This window comes from Saccharopolyspora sp. NPDC045941, from assembly GCF_056431445.1.
Window position 1 is genome coordinate 12,522 of the sequence record NZ_JBWKKU010000011.1, and the last position, 20,935, is coordinate 33,456.

Here is a 20,935-nt window from a genome sequence, read left to right on the forward strand (position 1 = left end):
AGTTTCTGTCGAAGACCAGCTCCGAGGAGCGACCTGATGGACATGGTTGGATCCGGCGGTCCGGTGATCGTCGCCGCGCTGAAGTGGTCTTGGCTGCGGGCGTCGGTCGACCCGCTCACCGGCTCGGTTCAGGTCGGGGTGCACGACACCGGAGTGTCGGCCGCCGACGAGGCCGCGCTGGAACACGCCTTGCGCCTGGCGGGCCAGTGGTCCGGCCGCGTCGTGGCGGTCACCTGCGGGCCACCAGAAGCAGACGCGGCGCTGCGAGCGGCACTGGCCGCCGGAGCAGCCGAGGCGCTGCGCGTCGACGCCGCGGCTCCGGATGCCTCGGCGCTGGTCGGCAACGGGCGGCAGGTGGCCAGGTCCCTGGCGGCGGCCGTGCGCCGGCGGTACGGCGTGCCTGCCCTCACGTTGTGCGGTGACCGCTCGGTCGATCGTGGAACCGGGACGGTGCCGGGGTTCCTCGCGGCGGAGTTCGGGGCGGCTCAGGCCCTGGGCGTGGTGCGCCTGGAACCCGGCGAGGTGGGCGACCTGCTGGTGCACCGCCGTCTCGACCACGGTCGGCGGGAGGTGTTGCAGGTGAACTGCCCAGCCGTGGTTTCAGTGGAAGCCGCGGGAGTTCGCTTGCGACGGGCGTCGCTGCCGGCGGTGCTGTCGTCTCGATCCGGGGAAATCGCCGTGGTGAAGGAGTCGAGCGCCGCAACGGCGTCGCCGAGGATGCTGGCGCAAGGTCCGCGCCGCCCGCGCACGCACGCGATCGAACCACCGGCCGGGAACCGGCCGCAGGAGCGGCTCGTCGAACTCACCGGCGCGTTCCAGGCGAGCACCTCCGTGCGCGTCGTGGGCCCGCTTCCCGCGTCAGAGGCCGTGGACGAACTGCTCGGCTACCTCCGCGAGCGCGGCTACCTGTCGGAGAGCGACGGGAGCCGGCCATGAGCCTCTTGCTCGCAGAGCAGTCGTGGCCGGACCTCAAGGGCCGCCGCCCGCTCGTCGTCGTTCCGCTCGGCTCGTGCGAGCAGCACGGGTTGCACCTCCCGGTGGACACCGACAGCTCCATCGCAACTGCGGTGGCGTGGCAGGCGGTGCGCGAACTCGGCGCGGACACCGACGTCCTGCTGGCCCCGACCCAGCCCTACACCGCAAGCGGTGAGCACGAGGGTTTCCCCGGCACCGTCTCGATCGGGTGCGAAGCAGTGCACCTGCTCCTGGTCGAACTCGGCCGCTCACTCTCGCGGTGGTGCGGGCGGATGCTGATCGTCAACGGGCACGGCGGCAACAATGCGACGCTGGCCGAGGCCGTCGCGCAACTGCGTCGCGAGCGGCGCGACGTCGCCTGGTGGCCGTGCGCGGTCGGACGTGGAGACGCCCACGCGGGGCGGACCGAAACCTCGATGCTCATGGCGCTTCGGCCGCTCGCCGTACGGGGCGACCGCGCTCGCGCCGGACGCACCGAGCCGGTCGAGGAGCTCATGGGCGAACTGGTGCGGACATCGGTTCGCGCCGTCAGCTCCAACGGCGTGTTGGGGGATCCCAGTGGGGCATCGGCGGCCGAGGGCGAGAATCTGCTCAACGAGATGTCCACCCGGCTCAGCGCCGCCGTGCGGTCCTGGACCGTGCGGCGAGGACGCCTCGTCCGGGCACCGGCGGGGGTCATGTCATGACCGGCCGTCCGACCGCCGTGGTCACCGGCGCTGCACGTGGGATCGGCGCCGCCGTTGTGCGTCGGCTCAGCGACGACGGGTGGAACGTCTTCGCGGTCGATCTCTGCGAGGACGATCCGGCCGTGCCGTATCCGCTGGGTACCGCCGATCAGCTCCGGAGCCTGGAGAGCGGGACCGTGACGGCCGTGCCGGGCGACGTCCGCGAGCAGGGCGTCCTCGACGCCGCCGTGGAGCAAGCACTCCACCGGCACGGACGCCTGGACGCGGCGGTAGGCGCCGCAGCCGTGGTCCTGGGCGGCCAACCGCTGTGGGAGACCACCGACCAGCAGTGGAACGCGCTGTTCGCCACTGACGTGGTCGGCTTGCTGAACCTGGCCAGAGCCGCAGTTCCCGCGATGTTGGGCGCACCGGAGCCGCGTCGTGGCCGGTTCGTCGCGCTCGCCTCCGCCGCGGCGCACACCGGCTTGTGGCGCCTGGGAGCGTATTGCGCGGCCAAACACGCGGTCCTGGGACTGGTGCGGGGGCTGGCGGCCGATCTGCAGGGAACCGGGATCGGCGCGGTGGCGGTTTCCCCCGGATCCACTCGCACGGACATGCTTCGTGCCACCGCGGCCCTGTACGGCCTGTCCAATATGGACGATCTGGCTAGGCATCAACTCGTCAACCGGTTGCTGGAACCGGAGGAGGTGGCGGCGGCGGTGGCGTGGGCATGTTCGCCGGAGGCGAGCGCGATCAACGGAACCGTTCTGCACGCCGACGGGGGGTTCATGGGATGAGCACCGCGCTGCCAACGGGCTTCGCCGTCGAGTTGGACAAGGCGACCAGGATCTCGCGAGACGGGACGCTGGTGTTCGGGGGAAGCCCCGCCCGCCTGCTGCGGCTGAACCGCCGCGCGGCCGACCTGCTCGGTGGCGGGGCGTTCACTGTCCGGGACACCACCTCGGCCCGCCTCGCCCGCGTACTGCTCGACGCGGGCGTGGTCCATCCCCGCCCCGCGCCCCCACAACCGCGATCGGTCGCCATCGTGATCCCCGTGCGAGATCGGGTGGACATGCTGGCCAGGGTGTTGCGCGCGGTGCGGACCGACCCGGCGACCGCCGATGTGCCGGTGGTGGTCGTCGACGATGGGTCCCGCGATGGCGAGGCGGTCCGGGCGGTGGCGAGCGAGCACGACGCCGAGGTCGTCCGGCACGAGACCAGCCGTGGGCCGGCGGCGGCTCGCAACGCGGGCCTGCGCGCGACGGCGCAGGAATTCGTAACCTTCTGCGACTCCGACACCGTCCCGTTGTCTGGTTGGCTACCGCCGCTGCTCGCGCAGTTCGACGATCCCTGCGTCGGCCTCGTCGCGCCGAGGATCGTTGCCCTACCGGAAGAGCGGGAGACCCGTATCGGCGCATTCGAACGGACCTGCTCACCCCTGGACCTGGGAGCCGCTGAAGCTCCTGTGATTCCGATGTCCAAAGTGGCGTACGTGCCGAGTGCGGCAATCGTCCTGCGGCGTTCGGCGGCTCCCGGTGGTTTCGCCGAAGAACTCCGGGTCGCCGAGGACGTCGACCTGTGCATGCGCCTGCACCGCGCGGGGTGGCGGCTCCGGTACGTGCCCGCCGCGCAAGTGGCTCACGACCACCGCACCGGCCTGGTGCGGTGGGTTGCTCGGCGCGCCTTCTACGGCTCGGGTGCGGCGTTGCTGGCCCGGAGGCATCCGGGCCAGGTGCCACCGATGCACGTGACGGGCTGGTCCCTGCTGGCCGTCGGATTGCTGCTGACCCGCAGGCCTGCCGCCGTCGCCGCTGCCCTGGGGCTGTCCACCGTGGCCGGAGTGCGCCTGGCCCGGCGGATGCCCGACGCCGACACCCCAGTGCGAGCGGCAGGCCTGCTGACCCTGGCGGGGTTGTTCTCCACCGCGGTCCAACTGCTGCGTGCCGGTGTCCGACATCACTGGCCTCTCGCGCTCGCGTTGGCGATCAGCAGTCGGCGGGCACGGCGATTGCTGATCCTCGGCTCTACTGTGGACGCACTGGTGGAGCGCAGCCGGAGGGGTTCGCGAGTGGACCCGGTCACCTTCGTCGCCTTGCGCAGGCTCGACGATCTCGCCTACGGGGCCGGAGTCTGGTGGGGTGCGGTGAGGCAGTGCACGCCCGCGCCGCTGGTCCCGAAGATCGCAGGATTCCGGTGTGGACGCTTTCGGCATCGATTCCGAGAACGATCCGAGCGTGGGCTGGCTCATTTCGGGCCCTAGGCGCGGCGGTTGGTTTCCCCGCAATATCCCAGCTCGCAGGCGATTTTTCCTGCTGTGCGAAGCGAAATCCGGGAGGTGTGCCATGCCATCGTGGCGGGTGCGCGATTTTCACGACGACGATCTGGACCAGGCGATCCACATCTGGGACCAGAGCAGGGAGGGTGGAGAGCCGGTGTTCTCCGCTGCCGAGGTGGTCTCGATCGCGCGGGCCGGTCATCCGGCGATGGTGGCAGTGGTGGAGCAGGACGTCGTGGGCATGGCAGCGGCGAAGGTGGAGGGCGAGCGGGCCTGGTTGGCGCTGTTCGCCCTCGACGCCCGGTGGCGCAACCGCGGCATCGGCAGCGCGCTGCTGACCGAGCTGGAGAAGAAGCTGCGCGGGCAGGGGGTGCACCGCATCGCGAGCCTGGTCCCCGAGGGGGCCGCGGGGTTTCGGGCGATGGTCAACTCCGGCTACCGGCCGCGCACCGACCTGACCTACTTCGAGAAGGTCGAGGACCTCGACCCGGCCGACATCGAGTTCGCCGCGCGCCAAGGCGCCCAGGCGGCCTTCGAGCGCGACGTGCTGCACGACGACGGCGGGCTGGCTACGACGAAGGACTACCTGCGGGCGATCTCCGACACCCGGCCGACGCTGACTGCCGAAGCCATCACCGAGTTCGAGCAGGACATCGAGGCCTACACCAGGTTGTGATCGACATACTTTCCCGCAGAGTCCCCGGACGCGGGGGCGGGACCGTCGTTTCCGGGGAGGGCTCGATGCCGCAGCGACGTACAGGGTTCGTCCGGGGCGATCGGCGGCGGACCGTCGACCACCAGCGCCGCGAGGCTGCACCCATAGCCGAGCCGATCGAACCGATCCCAAGCGCCGCGGGCGGCTGCCTGACTGATCTCCTCCGGGCGACCACCCGAACCGAATCGCCGACAACCACAGCCAACACCACCGATCCCACCGGCACGGTCAGCGGCTGAACTCTGGTTTTTCCGGCAGCAGCGCGGCGAATTGGCCCCAGATCCGCTCGATGAGAGGATGGCAGCACGGGCATGGCCGTTCCTTGCGGCCATGCCCGTCATGCTTTCAGCCCGTCAAAATCAGGGGACACCGCCCCGATGCGCATCCTGTGGACCCACGCCTCGGTCGAAGCCACCCGCACGATCGTCGAGACGGGCATCACGACCCGGGTCGACACCGAACACCACAAGCGTCCGCTGGGAACCAATTGGAGCCAATGGGTGCCAGTGATCGACGATCAGATCGTCGGGCAGTTGGTCGCCACCGCCCGGGCGCAGGGGCTGCAGCTGACCGGGGAGAATTCGGTGCTGGCAGGTCTGACGAAAAAGATTCTGGAGTCCGGACTCCACGCCATCCCTGACTGCCGATGCTTCTACCGCCCGGTCAGCGCTGAGACCAATGAGGCAGGTGAGTCCTCCAGCGGTTGCCAGGCAGTCCTGCGTCCTGTCCAGAGGGCTCGGTTCGAGGTGGAGCCCTCGTCAGGCGGCAGTCGTAGAGTGGTGCCATGGGCGCGTCGTCGCGGGGGAGGCAAGGGGGGCTTCCTGCCGATGTGACAAGTTTCGTGGGGCGGCGACAGGAGATAGCCAAGGTCAGGGCCATGGTGTCGTCGTCACGGCTGACGACACTGACCGGAGTGGGCGGGGTAGGCAAGTCTCGACTGGCGTTGCGCGTGGCGAGAGGGCTGCAGCGGGCGTTCCGGGACGGGGTGTGGCTGGTTGAACTCGCCCGGTTGCAGGAGCCCTCGTTGCTGGCATCCACAGTCGCAGCGGAGTTCGGGTTGCGTGAGCAGTCCAGGCGTGAGCCCGAGATCGTGCTGGCGGAGTACCTGTCTGACAAGCAGCTGCTGCTGGTGCTCGACAACTGCGAACACGTGGTGAACGAGTGCGGTGAGCTGGTGTGCAGGTTGTTACCGGCGGCACCTGAGCTTCGGATCCTGGCCACCAGCCGCGGATCCCTCGGTGTAGAGGGGGAGCGCATCTGGCCGGTACCACCGCTGATGATTTGGGAAGTGGGTGATACGGACGAGCAGCTCTCGCTGCAGGAAGTCCGGTTCGAGGCGCTCGCGCTGTTCGAGCAGCGGGCCAAGGCGGTGCTTCCGGGGTTTGCGGTCAAACCGGGCAACCTGGCGACGGCGGCTCGGTTGTGCCGGCGCCTGGAAGGGCTGCCACTCGCGATCGAGTTGGCTGCCGTGCAGATACGTGCGCTGTCGATGGAGCAGATCGAGCGCAGGCTCGACGATCGCTTCCAGTTGCCCGCAGGCGGCAGGCGCACCGAGCCGTCCCACCACCGGACGCTGCGTGCGACGTTTGACTGGAGCTTCGATCTGTGCTCGAGGCAGCAGCAAACACTGTGGCGACGGATGTCGGTGTTCGTCGACGTGTTCACCCTGGACGCGGCCGAGGCGGTCTGCACGGACGAGATCCTGGCCAGGCACGAAGTCCTGGGGTGTGTGGAAGGGCTCATGGACCAGTCCGTGCTGACGCGCGACGAAACCGGTTCCACCGTTCACTACAGGGTGCTCGAAACATTGCGGCAGTACGGGCTTTGGCGACTGCGTGAATCCGGCGATGAGAGATCGCTACGCCTGCGGCACCGGGATTACTATCTGCATCTGGCCGAGGAGGCCGAGGCTGACTGGTTCGGTCCCCGCCAGCTCGACTGGCTGGCTCGCCTGCGCGCGGAGCATCCGAACATTCAGGCCGCGCTGGAACTCTGCGTCACCGAGCCCGGGCAGGCGCGGGCCGGGCTCCGCATGGCGGCGGCGCTGTGGTTCTACTGGATCGCGTGCGGCTTCCTCACCGAGGGGCGGCACTGGCTGGATCGCGCCTTGGCGGATGACCAGGAGCCGAGCGCGGCGCGGGTCAAAGCGCTGTGGGCCAACGGCTACATCGCCACCCGGCAAGGGGACGTCGACGCGGCCCTGGCCATGCTGGCGGAATGCCAGGACCTCGCGCGGCAACTGGGAGATCAGACGGCATGGGTGCGCGGACTCCAGATGACTGGGCTGGCGGAGCTGATGCACGGTGACCACGTTCGAGGTGTCGAGCTGCTGGAGGAAGCCCTCGCCCAGCAACGGGATACCGGTGAACCCGACACCGCCCTGGCGACCACGATGTTCTACCTCGCCCTGGCGGTCTGCACCCGCGGCGACCTGGATCGCGCGGTCGCGCTCTGCGAGGAGTGCCGGGCGATGTGCGACTCCCGCGGTGAGCGTTGGAGTCTGTCCCGCACGCTCTGGGTCCTCAGCCTCACCCGATGGGCTCAGGGGGAGCGGCGGATGGCGGCCGAGCACGTGCGCGAGTCCCTGCGGATCGAGCGGGTCCTGCGAGATCCGATCAGCATCGCCCTGTGCGTCGAGGTTCTGGGCTGGGCCGCGGCGGCCGGAGGCAAGCCGGAGCGTGCCGCCAAGCTGTTCGGAGTCAGTCGCAAGCTCTTCGAGCCGCTCGGTGAGTACCTGTTCGGATTCACCTACTACCTCGGCTGGCACGATGAGGCCGAGACCAGATCGCGCGCGTCCCTCTGCGACGAGGCGTTCGACAACGCCTACCAGGCCGGCCGACGAGTCACCCTCGATGAGGCCGTTGCCTATGCGCTGGGCGAGAAATCCAAGGCGCAGGGTCCTGCCACGCCCGCGTTGCGCTCACTGCTGACACGGCGCGAGCGCGAGATCGCCGAACTGATCACCGCGGGGCTGTCGAACAGGGAGATCGCCACCAAGCTGGTCATCGCGAAACGCACCGTCGACGCGCACGTGGAGCACATCTTCACCAAGCTCGGCCTCAACTCGCGGACCCAGGTCGCGGCCTGGATGGCCGAACGGGCAGCCGCCGAGCACAGCCGGGACACCGGCGGATGAGCTGGAAGGTGACGAGCATGGGTGCTGGGAACCTACCGGACGAAGCCAGCAGCTTCGTTGGTCGTCAACAGGAAGTGGCCGACAGCAAACGGATCCTGTCCCGCGCGAGATTGCTGACCATCACCGGCGCTCCGGGCGTGGGCAAGACACGCCTGGGTGTGCGCGTCGCCGCGCAGGTACGGCGGAGGTTCCCCGATGGCGTCTGGCTGGTGGGCTTGGCCGATCTGGACGACGGTGCGCTGTTGCCACACACCGTGATGGATGCCCTCGGCGTTGGGGACCGGTCGGTGCGGCGGCCGAGCGACGCACTCACCAAGTACCTGGCGCCCCGACGGCTGCTGTTGGTGCTGGACAACTGCGAGCACCTCGTGGACGACTGCGCGGCGCTGGTGAACACGCTGCTGCGGGGGGCACCAGGGTTGCGAATCCTGATCACCAGCCGCCAGGTGCTCGGCGCCGACGGCGAGCACGTGGTGACGCTCTCCCCACTACCGGTTCCCGAGGAGCCACTGTCGGCCGCAGTGGTGTCGGACTGCGCATCGGTGCAACTGCTCGCCGCGCGTGCCGCGCGCGTGCTACCGGGCTTTTCCGTCACCGCCGCCAACAGCGAGCAGGTGACCGGGATCTGCCGCCGGTTGGAGGGTCTTCCACTGGCGATCGAGTTGGCGGCGACATGGATGCGGACGCTGGCGGTCGAGGAGATCCTCGCGATCCTGGACCAGTGGCCCGAGTCGCCCGGCAAGCGTTCGTTGCCCGCGCCGTCGCCCCAGGTGGTGAGCCACCACCGGACGCTGCGGGCGACCTTCGATTGGAGCTTCGAACTGTGTTCCGCGGCCGAGCGGAGACTGTGGGCACGGTCCTCGGTGTTCGCCGGGGATTTCGACCTGGAGAGCGCTGAGGCGGTCTGCACCGACGAGGTGCTGCTGCCTGAGGACGTCATCGGGCTGGTGGCCGGCCTGGTGGACAAGTCTGTTCTGAGTCGACAGGTCCATGCCGGACGCACGCGATACCGGTTGCTCGCCCCGACCCGTCAGTACGGGAATCTGCGCCTGCACGAATTCGGAGAGGACGAACTCGTGCGCCGGCGGCACCGGGACCACTACCGCCGGTTGACCGACCAGGCCGAGCGCAGATGGTTCGGTCCCGAACAGGTGTCCTGGTTCGAACGCATGCGCGCCGAGCACGCCAACCTGCGAACTGCGCTGGAGTTCTGCCTGACCGAGCCCCGTGAGGCGTCGGCCGGACTGAGGCTGGCCGGAGCGCTGTGGTTCTGCTGGGTCGCAGGCGGCTGGGTCAAGGAGGGCCGTTACTGGCTCGATCACCTGCTGGCACTCGCAACGGAGCCGAGCCCGGCGCGAGCCAAGGCGCTGTGGGCGAACGGTTGGATCGCCACCATCCAGGGCGATGTCGCCCCTGCACTAAGGATGCTGGCTGAAGGTCGTGACCTGGCACGCCGCATGGGAGAGGAATCCGAACTGGCCTCCGCGCTGTGCGTGTCCGGCTACGCCGAGCACATGCGCGACAACCAGCGGCTTGCGGTGGCGTACTTGGAAGAAGCCCTGGAACTGGAGAAGACCCGCGGCCGGCCTAGCGCGGTCACCGTGGTGAGCCGCCCCATCCTGGCCAACACCATGTTGCTCCTCGGTGACAGTCGGCGAGCTCGTCTTCTCTGCGAGGAGTGTCTGGCGATGCGTGAGGAGTACCGCGCGCCCTGGTCCCACTCCTGGGCGCTGTGGGTCCTGGGGGTTGCCGCGTGGACTGACGGCGATGCCCAGCAGGCCGGTTCCTACGCTCGGGAATGCCTGCGGATCAAGCACGAGCTCGATGACCTGGTGGGCGTTGCCCTGTCCATCGACCTGCTCGCCTGGTCCGCGACGGATCAGGACGCCGAACGCGCCGCGCGGCTGCTGGGCGCGAGCCACACCATGTGGCAAGAGATAGGCATGCCGTTGTTCGGTTTCCAGCCCTACGTTTCCCGGCATCAGGTCAGCGCGGAACACGCCCGTGGGAGCCTCGGCTCGCATGAATTCGACGTTGCCTTCGATGACGGATGCAAGCTCACCCTTGACCAGGCCGTGGCCTACGCGCTTCAGGAAAGCGAGCATCCAGTCGCCTGAGCGCTACAGCTCGTCAGGGCACAGAGGGGCGTTCGGCCGGCTTGAAGAACGCCCCGGGCCTTTCTGCCGGCCAGTACCCGCCCCAGGCTTCCTTGTCCTGCTTGGACTTTCCTTAAGGGCCGACGAGGTATCCGGCCGCGTTGGCCGCCACGGTGGCTTCGCGGCTCATGGGGCTTCCGTCGGCGTCGTAGCCGAGCCACGGGGGCGCCACATCGCTGCCCCTTTGGCCGTCCGCTGAGGTAAATCGAGGCAGTTGTCCTTGGATGCGGCGAGCCGGGAGTGGCGAGGCGGCTACCGTCGTCTCGTCGTGTGTCGCCAGCATCCGTCTTTGGTGCTGTGGTGGGCGAGGAGGCTTTGTGCGGCCGGTGTCGGATGACGGGTCTGTGTTCATCTTTCGTCTGCGGCAGCGCGCGTGGGACCGCGCGGAGTGGCTGCCGCGATCACGGCTGCTGGTGCACGTGGCCGGCGGGGGGATCGCGGGGCTGGAGCAGCTGTCCTGGGGTACGGAGGACGGTGCGCAGTCCGCAGTCGGCTTCTCTCCGGATATGGCGTGGTGTTACGGCCATCGCCGCACCGCCGACGGCGGTGTGGTGGAGATGCGGGGCGAACTCGACGGCCAGCGAGACTACTCGGAGGGCGCTGACGGTGCTCGTGGGTACGAGTTCGACACGGAGGTCAAGGACGCTGGTGGTGGGCATCCGGCGGGACGGCTACGGTTGCTGATCGACGACGGTGGCGAGGCGCCCCTTCGGTGGGTGGCCTGGCGTGACCGGTTAGGAAACGCCTATTCGGTCGCCTTGCGTTCGGAAAGTCCTTCTGGCAAAGCAGATGTCACCGACCTGGTGGCCGTCGTGTGGACCAGTGCCGAGCACCCCGACGCGGGTGAGGTCGCCGTGAACCTCGCAGAAGGATCGACCAGCAAGTGGTTCGCACCAAACAACCGTGCGTCCCTTGAATTCCAGCTGTCCCAGCCGGTCGCGGTTGATCGGTACGTTCTCACCTCCGCCGATGACGCCCCTGATCGTGACCCGGCGGCATGGACACTGTCCGGCTCAACCGACGGGAACGTGTGGCGGACCCTCGACACCCGCACCGGCCAGTCGTTCGCCGACCGGCACCAGTCCAGGACCTACCGGATCCCCGAGCCAGGATCCTATGACCACTACCGCCTCGACATCACCGACAACAACGGCTCCCCGGACCTGCAACTCGAAGCCGTCCGGTTCTTCGCCGACGGCAGCGGTTTCGTCGGCTACCGCCAAGGCACAGGCCACACCCCCATCGCCTACCGGGGCACCCGCATAGTGCGGGAGTCGACGGATGTGCCGACCGCGCCGTTGCCCGGAAAGTTGGCCGACAGGTGCATGCGCCGACTGGAGGAGTTCCACCCGCTTCCTGCTGAGGCGGAGTTGGTGTCGCCTTCGGGCACCCGCCTCCCACGTGCGGTTCCGCACGCCGCCCTCGAGATACTGCTCAACGCCGCTTCCACCCCGATCGTGCGCACAGACTTCTCCGACGACCAAGCCTGGGAGACCGCCTGGCGCGACATCACCACGCACCGCGAGTACCACGATGGCGACGTCGTCCTCGACGTCACACTGGTCGACCGGCTCGAGTTCGAAGGCTGGACAGGCGAAGAACTCGCCACACTGCTGCCACACACCACTCAGGTGCGGGTCTTGGTTGCCGACGCGGTCACACTCGCCTCCCCAGAACACCCCGTGCTCGTCATGGAGGTCGCACGCGAACAACCACGGTTCTTTCGCGCCATCCCGAATGCCCTGGTAGACGTCGAAATCCAACTCTCGATCGACAACATGGGCTGGGAAGACTTCAGCGACTCCGTCGACCCCGACGGTGTATTCCGGGACTTCTGCCACGAACCAGATTCCCCCGTTACCTAATGGGTATTGAACGGTCCGCGGCGATAGTTGCTCGGCGACAACTGCCGGAACACAAGCTGGTGAAGATGCTGGGCACTCTGGTCGATCCGTGCAAGCCGCGCGGGGTGCGGCCGGAGTTCATCGCATCGTACAAAGCGCCGTGCCCCCGGTGCTCCGGCGCCAACGATAGCCCCACCAAAGACCGGATCGGGCCGTCGGTACACAACACCGCCTCGCCCAGCTCGAACAACGCATCCGCCCGAGCGGTCAGGCACTCGTAGAACTCTTGGCGGAACCTGACCAACTCCCCGAACGCACCCTCACGATCGCCATCGTGCACACTACCCATCGCAGCCCTTGGATCGATCTTCTTTCTGTGTTGAGAAGAATGTTCAATCAAGGGCTGCGTTCCTGATCAACTGAGCGGTTTTCATCTTGGCTGGTGACCGCAGCCGCGACAGCCAACGGACCGTATCCCGAAAGCAGTCGCATGCGCCGCAGGCGCATAGCCCACCTACGCAGCTGGCACCGCCGCGGGTTCACGGAGCCCACCCCTCTGGGGTTCCTCCCGGCGAGGACGGCCCTGACGCCGCGTATTGGACATACATCAGTCAGGGCACCCACAGTCCAGGCGGGCGCTGTAACTCCCGCAGGGGGGCCGCCACCCGCACCGCCACGCAGAACGAGGATGGAAAGACCTCACTGGGTCCTCCATCGCGCAGATGTGTCATGCAGCCGGCAAGCAAACCCGGACCACGAGCCCGCCCTCGTCACGTGGCCGAGCAGTGACGGAACCGCCATGTGCTTCGGCGATCGCTCGCACTACCGAGAGGCCGAGGCCGCTGCCCGGGGGTGGGTCTGCCCTGTTGAAGCACAACCGCCTGAACGGTTCGAACAACTGGCCGGCCTTGGTGGTGTCGATGTGGTTGCCGCCGTTCGCGATTTCCAGGACGGATTCGGTCGTCGTGCCGATGGTGCGTACTGATACCCAGCCGCAGGGTTCATTGTGGACGAAAGCGTTGTCGATGAGGTTGCGGATCAGTTGCTCGAGCAGGGCGGCGTCACCACGGACCTTGGCCACGTCGAGTTCCGAGGTGGGCTTGATCTGTTCGTCGTTGCGGGCGATTCGCTCGTGCAGGATGTCGTCGGTGAGGTCGGCCAGGTTGACGGTGTCTTTCCTCTCGACGGTTTCAGCGTTCTGGGCCAACGCGAACAGGCCGGTGAGTACGCGCTGTTGATGGTCCAGGCTGGCGAGGAGTTTGCGGCCCAATTCCTTGGTCCCGATTCCGGCGTCAGGTCGGGTCATCGCCACCTCGGTGACCGCTCGCTGCGCCGCTACGGGGGTTTTCAGCTCGTGAGCGGCGTTCGCGAGGAATCTGCGCTGGCTGGCGAACGATCGTTCCAGCCGCGCCAGCATGTGGTCGAAGGCATCGGCGAGTTCCTTGATCTCGTCGTTGGGCCCGGACAGCCGGATGCGGGTGCTCAACTCCTGGTCAGCGGCCCGTTGAGCTGCGCTCGTGATGGACCGGATCGGGCGCAGCGCACGCCGGGCCGTCAACCACCCGAGGACAGCGGCCACCGCCATGACGACCACCAGGGCGACGACACCGCTTTCGAGTACGGACGAATAGGTCACGGTGCCTGCAACGTCGACGAGTTCCGGTTCTCCAGCGTCGACGAGTTCCGGGTCTCCTGGGGCAGCCGGCGTCACCGGAAGCTCAGGGGCGACATCCGATGGCGACGAGGCAGGAACCGAGGGTTCGCTCGCGGTACCCACCGGGATTACCGGCTGCGTCATCAGCAGGATCAGGCCGAGCAGTATCGCGCCCGTGACCGCTGTCAGCATCACGTACGCGAGGGTCAGCTTGACCCGCAGCGGCCAGCGTTTCACGGGATCCGGTACCCAACACCGGAAACGGTCTCGACAGGTGACGGGTCGCCCAGCTTGCGCCGCAGTGTTGCCATGGTTACGCGCACGACGTTGGTAAAGGGATCGATGTTCTCGTCCCATGCCGTTTCCAGCAGTTTCTCAGCCGAAACGACCGCACCATCCGCACGTAGCAACTCTTCGAGGACGGTGAATTCCTTCTTGCTCAGGGAAACCGGGTGATCGTGACGCGTGACCCGGTGCCTTGCCGGGTCCAAGGCGATGCCTGCGCGTTGCAGTATCGGCGGTACAGCCGGCCTGCTTCGCCGTCCCAGCGAGCGCACCCTGGCGACGAGTTCGGTGAAGGCGAACGGTTTGGGCAGATAGTCATCCGCACCCAGTTCGAGTCCGGCGACTCGGTCGGCGACCTCGGACGCAGCGGTGAGCAGCAGGATCCGGGTCTCGCGACGCTCCGCGATGAGCGAGCGGCACACTTCGTCACCGTGCACCAGCGGTAGTCCGCGGTCGAGTACAACTACGTCGTAGTCGGTGCTGACGCATCGATCAAGCGCGGCGGCACCGTCATAGACGACGTCCACGGCGAGCCCGCTATCCCGCAAACCCTCACCCACCGCGTCCGCCATCATTTTCTCGTCCTCGGCCACCAGCACGCGCATAGTGCTTCTATATCCCACCGCGCGCGCCCTCGGCGAGCGAAAAGTACATACGGGCAACACGGTCTGCACTTTCCGCTCTAAAGAAAAGATAAGGCGCCGCCTGACGCTCCACTGACGCCAGATCGGACACGCTAGTGCTCGTTCCGATGGACATTCGGAATAAACCGCAACACATTCGGAGATTTTCACATGAAGGCAATTCGAATCGTGCAGTCACTCACGCTGGCCGGCCTGGCCGTTGCCGGTCTCGTCACCACGTCGGCAGCCGCTCTCGCCGGAGGCGCTACTGAGAGCCCCGCGCCGACCCTGCCCATCACCTGCACGCCGGACGGCGTGCCGGCGCCGACCGTGCCGACCCTGTCCACCTCTGGTGTCCCCGCCGGTGAGCCGGGTGTTCCGGCCGGCGACCCCATCGACTGCGTGCCGGCTGGAGACCCAGGCGTTCCGCCTGTCGACTGCACGCCGGACGGCGTGCCGGCACCGACGCTGCCCACTGCCGGCATCCCCGCCGGCGACCCCGCCGGTGAGCCGGGTGTTCCGGCCGGCGACCCCATCGACTGCGTGCCCGCCGGAGAGCCGGGCGTTCCGCCCCTGCCGGCGGCATGACACGCGGATAGGTCAGTTGTTGCCGGGCGGGCCCCGACCGCCCGGCAACAACTCATCCGGCTCATCGCGGCAAGCTGATCCGACCCGGTCCGTGGGCAACCCCGCAGCGGCATCGCCGACCTGGCCCCTTCGCCACCGTGGTGCAGCGTGCACCACGGTGGCGTCCGTGGTGGAGGGTCGGCTGGATCTGCCCGAGCACGGCCCGCCGCGCCCCGCCCCGAAGAGGCCGCCGCCCACCGGAATTCCCTAAATTAGCTGGATATTAGTCGTCGGCAGCTCTTGACGGTGCCGGAAACTTCGCGCAGTGTGCTCGCTAATCCGCATTCACAGCCAGATCGTCTGACGCAGTCAACGGCTAATGCGTATTACTCAGGAGCAATCATGGCGGGAAAGGCATCCACACCAGGGCGCAGAGCAAGGCCGAGGCAGGCGGAGGTCGCCCGACTGGCCGGGGTGTCGCAGACGACGGTGTCGTTGGTGCTCGGCGGCAACAAGCAGGGCATCGCGCTGCACAAGGACACCCGGGCCCGGGTGCTCGCCGCCGCCCGCGAACTCGGTTACGTGCCCGATCCGGCAGCCCGGCGGATGGCCAGGGCCCGTAACAACCTGCTCGGCGTCTTCAGCTTCACCGCGACCTTCCCGGTCGACGTCGAGCACTCCTACTACCCGATCTTGGTCGGCGTCGAGCGGGAGGCAGTGGCCCGCGGCTACGACCTGGTGCTGTTCACCGGATCCAGCTCGGGAGCCGCGCAAGACGTCGCGCCCGGCGCGCTGCAGCGGGTGCGGATGGCCGACGGTTGCCTGTTTCTCGGCCGGCACATCCCGGAAGGCGAACTGCGCCGCTTGGTGGAGGACGACTACCCGGCCGTGCACATCGGACGCCGCGACGAGCTCGAGGGCCTGGCTTGGGTGGGTGTCGACTACGTCAGCGCCAGCGCCGAGGTCGTGCGCCATCTGGCCGGTCTCGGGCACCGGCGGATCGTACTGGTCCGCGAGGCCGATGACGCTCCAGCCTCCGCCGATCGCGAGCGCGGATTCCGCATGGCGCTCGCCGAGCGGGGCGGTTCGGCCGGCGCGGTCGTGCGCACCGCCCGGCCCGGCGCCGACATCACGCCGACCTGGGTGCGAGCCCGGATTGCCGAGGGGGTCACCGCGTTCGTCGCCGAGGAGACGGACACGGGCGCCGCGTGGCGGCAATTGCTCGCAGCCGTCGAGGGCGCCGGGCTCGACGTGCCGGGCGAGGTCTCCCTGGCACTGCTCGGTTCTCCGCCGGCCGACCTCGCCGGACGACCGCAGCCCACCGGCTTCGACGTTCCCCGCGCCGAGCTCGGATCGGCCGCGGTGCGGATGGCCACCGCGCTGCTAGCCGGCGAGGAGGCCGCCGAGCCCCGGGTGGCCTGCACCTTCCGCCCGGGTCGCACGGCCGGCCGGGCGACCGTGCGGCCTTGAGCCGCAACCACATCCGACACATCACACGTGCCCGAGGAGGCAGCACCACACATGCCCACTCCCATCGCTACCCCTGCGGAGACCGAAGTCCTGATCGTGGGCGGCGGACTCGGCGGTGTGGCTGCCGCCCTGGCAGTCTGCCGGGCAGGGCGGACTGCCGTTCTGACCGAGGAGACCGACTGGGTCGGTGGCCAGCTCACCGCCCAGGCCGTGCCGCCCGACGAACACCCGTGGGTCGAGCAGTTCGGCGTCACCGCCTCCTACCGGGCGCTGCGCGAGGGCATCCGCGCCCACTACCGCCAGTGGTACCCGCTGCGGGCGCAGGCCAGAGACCTGGTGCGCCTCAACCCCGGCGCCGGGCGGGTCAGCAAGCTCTGCCACGAGCCGCGTGTCGCGCTCGCCGTGATCGAGGCGATGCTCGCGCCGCACCGCGCCGCCGGGCGGCTGACCGTGCTCACCGAGCACCGGCCCGTCGCCGCCGAGACCGAAGGCGATGTGGTCCGGGCAGTCACCGTCGAGGACGTCCGTGACGGCACCCGCCAGACCATCGCGGCACCGTACATCATCGACGCCACCGAGACAGGCGATCTGCTGGAGCTGGCCGGTGTCGAGCACGCGATCGGCGCCGAGGCGCGCAGCGAACACGCCGAGCCGCACGCCCCCGAGATCGCCGATCCCCTCAACCAGCAGGGCATCACCGTCTGCTTCGCGCTCTCGCATTATGACGGCGAGGACCACACCATCGACCAGCCCGCCAACTACGAATTCTGGCGCTCCTACCGGCCGGACTTCTGGCCCGGTCCGCTGATCGGCTTCCTCGCCCCGGACCCGCGCACCCTCGAAGCCGTGCCGCGCACGTTCCAGCCGAACCCGGACGATGATCCGCTCGACGTCGACGCCGACCAGAGCGCGGACGCGGGCGACAAGGAGCTCTGGGCATTCCGGCGTATCCTCGCCCGCAACTTGCACCGGCCCGGGGCCTTCGACTCCGACATCACCCTGGTCAACTGGCCGCTCAACGACTACTGGCTCAAGCCGCTGCTCGGGGCCGGCGAGGAGACCGCCCGGCAGGCGCTCGCCGAAGCCCGGCAGTTGTCCCTTTCCGTCCTGTACTGGTTGCAGACCGAGGCGCCGCGTCCAGACGGGGGAACGGGTTTCCCCGGCCTGAAGCTCCGGCCCGACGTCACCGGCACCGCGGACGGTCTGGCCAAGGCCGCCTACATCCGCGAATCCCGCCGGATCAAGGCCGTCACCACCGTTACCGAGCGCGACGTCGCCATCGAGCTGGTCGGCCCCTACGGCGGCACCCGCCACGCCGACTCCGTCGGTATCGGTGGCTACCGCATCGACCTGCACCCGTCCACCGGCGGCGACAACTACATCGACATCGGGTCGGTGCCGTTCGAGATTCCGCTGGGTGCGTTGCTGCCGCGCCGCATCCGCAATTTGTTGCCTGCTGGCAAGAACATCGGCACCACCCACATCACCAACGGCTGCTTCCGCCTGCACCCCGTGGAGTGGAACGTCGGCGAGGTCGCGGGCGCGCTCGCCGCGCACTGCCTGGACGAGGGCGTGCGGCCGCACCAGGTGCAGGAGGAGGAGAAGAGGTTCGAGGAGTTCGCCCGCGTGCTCGACAGGGCAGGTGTCCAGCGTCACTGGCCCGACGTCCGCGGCTACTGAAAAGACCGGTCGGGACAGTTCTTTCCGCCCGGAAGCACCCCACCCGCGTCATTCGCTCGACCTGCGTACGACACAAGGAGGTGTCCCTATGACCCGGCACCGCATCCGCGTCGGCATCGATGTGGGTGGAACCTTCACCGACGCCGTGGCGGTCGACTCGGCCACGCTGGCGCTCGTCGCCCAGGTCAAGGTCCCCACCACCCACCACCATCCCGACGGCGTCGCGCACGGCATCGTGGCGGCGCTGAATCGGCTGCTCGAAGACGTCGGCTGCGTCCCCGAGGACGTCGCTTTTCTCGCGCACGGCACCACTCAGGCGACTAACGCCCTGCTCGAGGGCGATGTGGCCCCGGTCGGGCTGCTCGGCATCGGCACCGGCCCGGGCGCGGTCTCCACCAAGCGCCTCGCCGCCCTCGGAAACCTCGAACTCACCCCGGGTAAACGGCTGCCGTTGCACTACGCGCACGTCCGGGATCCCGACGATCCCGCGGGGGTCCGCGCCGCCGTCGAGCAGGTCACCGCCGCCGGAGCCGAAGTGCTGGTCGCCAGCGAGCCGTTCAGCGTCGACCTGCCCGACGGCGAACAGGCGGTGCTGGCGGTCGCGGGCTCCTACGGGCTGCCCATGACCGCCGCGAACGAGATCACGTCGCTGTACGGGCTGCGCAAGCGCACCCGCACCGCTGTGGTCAACGCGGCCATCCTGCCGAAGATGCTGGCCACCGCGGACCTGGTCGACTCGAGCATCGCCGCGTCCGGCATGACCGCCCCGCTGATGGTGATGCGTTGCGATGGCGGGGTGATGTCGCTGGAGGAGATGCGGCGGCGTCCGCTGCTGACCGTGCTCTCGGGCCCCGCCGCCGGAGTGGCCGGTGCTCTGATGCAGGAGCGGGTCAGCGATGGCGTGTTCCTGGAAACGGGTGGCACCTCCACCGACATCAGCGTCATCCGCCGCGGCAAGGTCGCGGTCCAGCATGCCACCATCCTGGGCAAGTCCTCGTACCTGTCCGCATTGGACGTCCGCACCGTCGGTGTCGGCGGCGGCTCGATGGTGCGGCTCGCCGGTGGCGTGGTGCGCGCGGTCGGGCCGCGCAGCGCCCACATCGCCGGGTTGCCGTACGCCTGCTATGCGACTCCAGAGGATTTGCGGGACGCGAAGCTCGTCGCCATCAGCCCGTTGGACGGCGACCCGGGCGACTACGTGGTCCTCGAAGCCGCGGGCGGCCGCTTCGCCATCACCATGACCTGCGCGGCCAACGCGCTGGGCCGGGTCCCAGAAGGCGACTTCGCCGCGTGCGAACCGGAGGTGGCTCACACTGCGTTGGCACCGCTTGCCGAGGCATTGGACACCGACGTGGCGGGTGCCGCGATGCGGGTCTTGGATGCGGGGGTAAAGCAGGTTCACACCGTCGTGGACGCGGTGGTCCGCGACTACCGCCTCGACCGCGACACCGCCGTCCTCGTCGGTGGGGGAGGGGGCGCGGCCGCCGTCACCCCGCACCTGGCTGCCAGCACCGGGCTGACCGGCCGGATCGCCAAGCACAACGAAGTGATCAGCCCGGTCGGTGTGGCTCTCGCGCTGGTCCGGGAGCAGATCGAACGGATCATCCCCGGCGCCACCCAGGAACACATCCTCGGCGTGCGCAACGAAGCCGAAGCGGCCGTCGTCGCGCAGGGGGCCGCACCCGGCGCGGTCGAAGTGGAAGTGACCGTCGACCCGCAGACCAGCACCGTGCGGGCCATCGCCACCGGCGCCACCGAACTGCGCACTCAGGACCGCGCCCGCCGCGCCGACGACAGCGAACTCCTCTCCATCGCCGCGGCCAGCCTCAAGGCTGATCCGCAGAAGGTCGAGGTGCTTGCCGCCACCGACGCCCACACCGTCTACGGAACCTTGCAACGTCGCCGCTTCCGGAAACCGCACCACCCAGTGCGCGTCCTCGACGCCGACGGCGTCGTGCGCCTGCACGCCGCCAACGCCCGTGTTGCCACGACTACCGTGGGGCAGGCGCCGGAGCTGCTGGCGGAGCTGATCCGCGAGACCACGACCTACGGGGATGGCGGTGTCCGAGCGCCGTCGCTGCGCCTGCTGCTCGGCTCGCGGATAGCCGATCTCTCCGGCGTGCTCGAGGCGGGGCCGCTGCTGGCCCTGGCCCGCAGCGAGCTGCGCTCGCGCACGGCTGACGAGCCGGTGGTGGCGGTGCTGGAGGTACGCTCATGACCGCCCGAACCGCGCCCCGCGGCTCGCACCTGGCCGATTTGTCCGCCGCACGCCGGGATTCGCTGGCCGCGGAGTGCGAGCGGCTGGCAGCGCTCACCGACGCCGAACTCGCCGCCCGGCTGCTGGCCGGCACTCCCACTCACGAGGCGCGCGACTCGGCACTGCTGGCCCGCTGGGCGGAGGTGTCCACCGGGTTCGGTGCCGAACTCGCCCGCTCCGGCGCCGGGCTTGAGGACCCGCCGAGGGTGATCGAGCGCGACGGCGGGCTGGACCGCCGGCTGATGGCCCGCTACCGGTCCCGTCCAGTGTCCACTGTGGAGCTTTACGTCGACGCGCTCGCACTCGGCGAGGAACTGGTCGTGTTCCTCGGTTGGCAGGCGTGGTTTCCGCCCGGCTCGTTGCGCGCGACCGCGCTGGCCCACGAAGAGGCGCACGCGCGCCTGCACGACACTGCAGTCCGCCGAGCGCTTCGCCACCGCCTGGGGCACATCTCCCTGCGCCTCGGCCGCTTCCGCATCCTCGGCCACGTCGCGGGTGCCGATGAGGTCGCCGCGCACGGGTACGCCGGCGCCGCCGTCGGCCTGGGCCGGACCCCGATCCTGCTCACCGCCGCGCTGACCGGCGCGGTCCTGGCCCTCGGAGAGGACTGAGGCTCACATGGGAGTCGTCATC

17 protein-coding genes are annotated in these 20,935 nt (G+C 69.0%); 14 read left to right on the forward strand and 3 right to left on the reverse strand.

Annotated features, from left to right (window positions below; genetic code table 11):
* The first annotated feature begins 36 nt into the window (after window positions 1-36).
* The 9 genes from AC07FN_RS11235 to AC07FN_RS11275 all read left to right on the forward strand — a co-directional run bounded on the left by AC07FN_RS11235 (window position 37) and on the right by AC07FN_RS11275 (window position 11,787).
* A complete protein-coding gene (locus AC07FN_RS11235; RefSeq protein ID WP_478395511.1) occupies window positions 37-936 on the forward strand; it encodes a mycofactocin-associated electron transfer flavoprotein beta subunit in 900 nt (299 codons plus the stop codon).
* Window positions 933-1,661, forward strand: a complete 729-nt coding sequence (gene mftE / locus AC07FN_RS11240) for a mycofactocin biosynthesis peptidyl-dipeptidase MftE (protein WP_132493443.1) — start codon at window positions 933-935, stop codon at window positions 1,659-1,661. Before AC07FN_RS11235 ends, mftE begins: the two co-directional genes overlap by 4 nt.
* Complete coding sequence (locus AC07FN_RS11245) at window positions 1,658-2,437, forward strand: mycofactocin-coupled SDR family oxidoreductase (protein WP_478395512.1); 780 nt, start codon at window positions 1,658-1,660, stop codon at window positions 2,435-2,437. Before mftE ends, AC07FN_RS11245 begins: the two co-directional genes overlap by 4 nt.
* Window positions 2,434-3,900 (forward strand): mycofactocin biosynthesis glycosyltransferase MftF, encoded by a 1,467-nt coding sequence (gene mftF / locus AC07FN_RS11250; protein ID WP_478395513.1) that lies wholly within the window; start codon window positions 2,434-2,436, stop codon window positions 3,898-3,900. The genes AC07FN_RS11245 and mftF overlap by 4 nt, the downstream gene beginning before the upstream one ends.
* 82 nt (window positions 3,901-3,982) lie before the next feature.
* A complete protein-coding gene (locus tag AC07FN_RS11255; RefSeq protein WP_478395514.1) occupies window positions 3,983-4,591 on the forward strand; it encodes a GNAT family N-acetyltransferase in 609 nt (202 codons plus the stop codon).
* Between the two features lie 416 nt (window positions 4,592-5,007).
* Window positions 5,008-5,463, forward strand: a complete 456-nt coding sequence (locus AC07FN_RS11260) for a hypothetical protein (protein ID WP_478395515.1) — start codon at window positions 5,008-5,010, stop codon at window positions 5,461-5,463.
* Window positions 5,415-7,766, forward strand: a complete 2,352-nt coding sequence (locus AC07FN_RS11265) for an ATP-binding protein (protein WP_478395516.1) — start codon at window positions 5,415-5,417, stop codon at window positions 7,764-7,766. Before AC07FN_RS11260 ends, AC07FN_RS11265 begins: the two co-directional genes overlap by 49 nt.
* 17 nt (window positions 7,767-7,783) lie before the next feature.
* Window positions 7,784-9,883 carry an ATP-binding protein gene (locus tag AC07FN_RS11270; RefSeq protein WP_478395517.1) on the forward strand — a complete coding sequence of 700 codons (2,100 nt, stop codon included), beginning with the start codon at window positions 7,784-7,786 and terminating at the stop codon, window positions 9,881-9,883.
* A 356-nt stretch (window positions 9,884-10,239) separates the two neighbouring features.
* Window positions 10,240-11,787 (forward strand): DUF6924 domain-containing protein, encoded by a 1,548-nt coding sequence (locus AC07FN_RS11275; protein ID WP_478395518.1) that lies wholly within the window; start codon window positions 10,240-10,242, stop codon window positions 11,785-11,787.
* Here AC07FN_RS11275 and AC07FN_RS11280 read toward each other — a convergent pair.
* The 3 genes from AC07FN_RS11280 to AC07FN_RS11290 form a co-directional block, all read right to left on the reverse strand.
* Window positions 11,780-12,115 carry a transposase gene (locus AC07FN_RS11280; protein WP_478395577.1) on the reverse strand — a complete coding sequence of 112 codons (336 nt, stop codon included), beginning with the start codon at window positions 12,113-12,115 and terminating at the stop codon, window positions 11,780-11,782. The genes AC07FN_RS11275 and AC07FN_RS11280 overlap by 8 nt on opposite strands.
* A gap of 378 nt (window positions 12,116-12,493) precedes the next feature.
* On the reverse strand, window positions 12,494-13,657 hold the full coding sequence (locus AC07FN_RS11285; RefSeq protein WP_478395519.1) for a sensor histidine kinase: 1,164 nt from the start codon (window positions 13,655-13,657) through the stop codon (window positions 12,494-12,496).
* Window positions 13,654-14,310: a response regulator transcription factor gene (locus AC07FN_RS11290; RefSeq protein WP_478395520.1), complete on the reverse strand. Its 657-nt coding sequence runs from the start codon at window positions 14,308-14,310 to the stop codon at window positions 13,654-13,656. The genes AC07FN_RS11285 and AC07FN_RS11290 overlap by 4 nt, the downstream gene beginning before the upstream one ends.
* A gap of 189 nt (window positions 14,311-14,499) precedes the next feature.
* On the opposite strand from AC07FN_RS11290, the gene AC07FN_RS11295 reads away from it, so the two are divergent.
* From AC07FN_RS11295 to AC07FN_RS11315, 5 genes are all read left to right on the forward strand, one after another.
* Window positions 14,500-14,916 (forward strand): hypothetical protein, encoded by a 417-nt coding sequence (locus tag AC07FN_RS11295; RefSeq protein WP_478395521.1) that lies wholly within the window; start codon window positions 14,500-14,502, stop codon window positions 14,914-14,916.
* 381 nt (window positions 14,917-15,297) lie between these two features.
* The gene (locus tag AC07FN_RS11300) at window positions 15,298-16,365 is read left to right on the forward strand and encodes a LacI family DNA-binding transcriptional regulator (RefSeq protein WP_478395522.1); all 1,068 of its coding nucleotides are present in this window, start codon (window positions 15,298-15,300) and stop codon (window positions 16,363-16,365) included.
* Window positions 16,366-16,416: 51 nt separating this feature from the next.
* Window positions 16,417-18,045, forward strand: coding sequence for an FAD-dependent oxidoreductase (locus AC07FN_RS11305; RefSeq protein ID WP_478395523.1), 1,629 nt, complete (start codon window positions 16,417-16,419; stop codon window positions 18,043-18,045).
* A gap of 88 nt (window positions 18,046-18,133) precedes the next feature.
* On the forward strand, window positions 18,134-20,263 hold the full coding sequence (locus AC07FN_RS11310) for a hydantoinase/oxoprolinase family protein (protein WP_478395524.1): 2,130 nt from the start codon (window positions 18,134-18,136) through the stop codon (window positions 20,261-20,263).
* Window positions 20,260-20,913, forward strand: a complete 654-nt coding sequence (locus tag AC07FN_RS11315; protein WP_478395525.1) for a hypothetical protein — start codon at window positions 20,260-20,262, stop codon at window positions 20,911-20,913. The genes AC07FN_RS11310 and AC07FN_RS11315 overlap by 4 nt, the downstream gene beginning before the upstream one ends.
* Window positions 20,914-20,935 lie beyond the last annotated feature (22 nt).